This is a genomic window from Frankia sp. CoWAU3 (assembly GCF_977971855.1).
Window position 1 is genome coordinate 1 of the sequence record NZ_CDWWXB010000311.1, and the last position, 2960, is coordinate 2960.

The window sequence follows — 2960 nt, forward strand, 5'->3', positions numbered from 1 at the left end:
AAGGTTAAACGACGAGCTCAGGCACCGGCACCCGTACCGGTAATTCCGGCGGCGAGACGGCGTTGGGCGACGACGAAGACGACGAGCGACGGCAGGCTGATGATCAGCGCGGCCGCGGCGAGCTCGGTGAAGTCCGGAATGACGGAGGAGGAGTCGGTCATCAGGCGCGCGAGCGCCAGCGGCGGGGTGGCGATGTCCGGCGACCGCGCGACCAGCAGCGGCCACAGGTACTCGTTGTACGACAACAGGAAGCTGAACACCGATACGGAGGCGATCGCGGGCGCGGCGAGCGGCACGATGATCGTCCACAGCGTCCGCCAGGTACCGAGCCAGTCCATCCGCGCGGCTTCCAGGACCGACCCCGGGATGGTGCTCATGTACTGCCGGAGCATGAAGATCATCGCCGCGTGTGTCATGAACGGCAGGACCAGGCCGACCCGGGTGTCAGCGAGTCCGAGCGCGGAAATGGTGACGTAGTTCGGCACGGCGGTGATCTGGGTCGGCACCAGCAGGGTGGCGAGCACCACCGCGAAGGCTGCCGTACGCCCGCGAAAGCGCAGACAGGAGAAGGCGTAGGCGGCCGGGATCGCCGTCGCGAGCTGCAACGCGAGGATCGCCAGGCTCACCGCCACCCCCGTGAGCAGGGCAGGTCCGAGATCACCGGCGTACCAGGCGCGGTCGAACGAGCTCAGGTCGATGCTGGACGGGATCGGGTTCGACGTCAGCGCCAGCGCGGTCTGCCGCGGCCCAACGGCGGTCCGCACCATCCAGACGAAGGGCAGGACGACCGCGACGATGCCGATCGTGAGCAGGACGAGACGCCCGATCGTCGGTCCGGTCGGTGACCGGCGGCGACCGCGCCGCGATGCCGGGATCGGCGCCGGCGCCGATCCCGGTTGCGGGGCCCGCCGACGCGAGGCTCGCCGCACGGCGTGGCCACGGGGCGCCGGCCCGGACGCCGGACTGGAGGTGTCGACGCTCACGCGGCGGCCTCCCGAGTGCGTCGGATGCGGCGCCCGAGCAGCCCGCCAGCGGCACCCAGTGCCACGATCACGACAAACAGCATCAGGGCGATCATCGAGGCATATCCGATGCGGAACGATCCAGTGAATCCGACCTCGTAAATATAGTAAATGATCGTCGTGCTGGAGTCCAGGGGGCCACCTTTCGTGAGCACCGCGACCGTTTCGAAGGTCTGCAGGGTCAGAATGGTGACGAACATCCCCAGGAAGATCGTCGTCGGGGCGAGCAGCGGCAGGGTGATGTGACGCAGCCGGGCGAATCCGTGGATGCCGTCCACGTCCGCCGCCTCGTACACCGATCTCGGGATCGCCGTCAGCCCGGCGAGATAGACGACGAAGACGAAGCTCGTCAGCCGCCAACCACCGACGAGGGCCACCACCGGCAACGCGGTCGAGGTGTCGCCGAGCCAGTCGACCGGAGCCACCCCGAACAGCCCGACGATGGTGTTCGCGAGACCGTCGGGGCTGCTGTCGAACATGTAGGCGAACACGACCGCCATGGCCACAATATTCGCACTGACCGGAAGAAACAGCGCACATCGCACCAGCGCCCGGCCATGGGTCACCCGTTCGGCGGCCAGCGCGAGCGCCAGCCCGATCACGATCGCGGGTACCACCGTGAGGGCGCAGTACAGCAGCGTGTTGCGCACGGCGCCGGCCAGGTCCGCGTCGGAGAGAGCGGTACGCAGGTTCGCCGTGCCGACCCAGTCGAAACGCGGTCCCGTCAGGGTCTTGTCCGTGCCCGCGATGAAGGCCGACACCAATGCGGGCCCGATGACGAAAACACCGAGTCCCACGAACGCCGGCAGCAACAACACCCCGGCTCGCCAGCCCGCCCGGCTGTCACCCGCCTCACGCGTCACAGTTATGCATCCTGGCCCCACCTGTGCCGGGATGCCGGTACGGGGGTGGCTCCCGCGGAGGAGCAGCCGGTGCCTGCACGTGTCGCCCGGTCCGTCCACATCCCACGCGACACCGCCAACGGCCCACGCGACACCGCCAACGGCGAATCGTGGTGACCGATCCGTGGCGGCTGTCCCCTCAACGGCCAACGCCTGCAAGAATGACAGGAAACGCCAGTCGATCTTCGGGAACACCATGAGCGACCGCAGCGAGCCCGACCACGCCTCCGCCTGGGGGCGTGTCGCCGATGACGGCACGGTCTTCGTTCGCACGGCCAGCGGCGAACGTGCCGTCGGATCATGGCGTGCCGGCAGTCTCCCTGGCCCACTTCGAGCGCCGCTTCGACGATCTGTCCGCCGAGGTCGAGCTGCTCGAGCGGCGGCTGACGGTCAGCGGGGTCGATCCGACCGGGATCGTCGGCAGCGCACGGCGGCTACTCGATTCCCTCGACGAGGCCGCGGTCGTCGGTGATCTGGATGCGCTGCGCACGCGGCTGGAGGCCGTGGTCGCCGCCACTGAGGAACATCGCTCCGCGCTCGCCGCCGAGCGGGCCGGCCGGATCGCCGCGGCCAAGGAGCAGCTGGTCGCCGAGGCCGAACGGCTCGGCCGCAGCTCGGAGTGGAAGACCGCCGGGGAGCGGTTCCGCGCGCTCGCCGAGGAGTTCCGCGCCGCCGGCTCGTTGGACAAGCGCACCGACTCGGCGCTGTGGCGGCGCATCGCCACGGCCCGGGACGAGTTCACCCGCCGCCGGACCGCGCACTTCGCCGCTCTCGACACGCAGCGGGCCCGTTCGAGGGAACGGAAGGAGGCGATCATCGCCGAGGCGGAGGCGCTGTCCGACTCCACCGACTGGGCCGGCACGGCCGCCCGCTACCGGGCGCTGCTCGCCGACTGGAAGGCCGCCGGTCGCGCGGCAAAGGATATCGACGACGCGTTGTGGAACCGCTTCCGCGCGGCGCAGGACGCCTTCTTCACCCGCCGCAACGAGGCCAATGCCGAGCGCGACGCCGAGTTGCGCGAAAACCAGGTCAGTGA

2 protein-coding genes and 1 pseudogene are annotated in these 2960 nt (G+C 69.7%); 1 reads left to right on the plus strand and 2 read right to left on the minus strand.

Annotated elements, in window-relative coordinates; all coding sequences use genetic code 11:
* Positions 1-17: 17 nt before the first annotated feature.
* Together AC08ON_RS17715 and AC08ON_RS17720 are read right to left on the minus strand one after the other, a co-directional pair.
* Positions 18-983, minus strand: a complete 966-nt coding sequence (locus AC08ON_RS17715) for a carbohydrate ABC transporter permease (protein ID WP_476608657.1) — start codon at positions 981-983, stop codon at positions 18-20.
* The gene (locus tag AC08ON_RS17720; RefSeq protein ID WP_476608658.1) at positions 980-1885 is read right to left on the minus strand and encodes a carbohydrate ABC transporter permease; all 906 of its coding nucleotides are present in this window, start codon (positions 1883-1885) and stop codon (positions 980-982) included. The genes AC08ON_RS17715 and AC08ON_RS17720 overlap by 4 nt, the downstream gene beginning before the upstream one ends.
* Positions 1886-2120: 235 nt before the next feature.
* Here AC08ON_RS17720 and AC08ON_RS17725 point away from each other — a divergent pair.
* A pseudogene (locus tag AC08ON_RS17725) lies at positions 2121-2960 on the plus strand (DUF349 domain-containing protein); the annotation flags it as partial.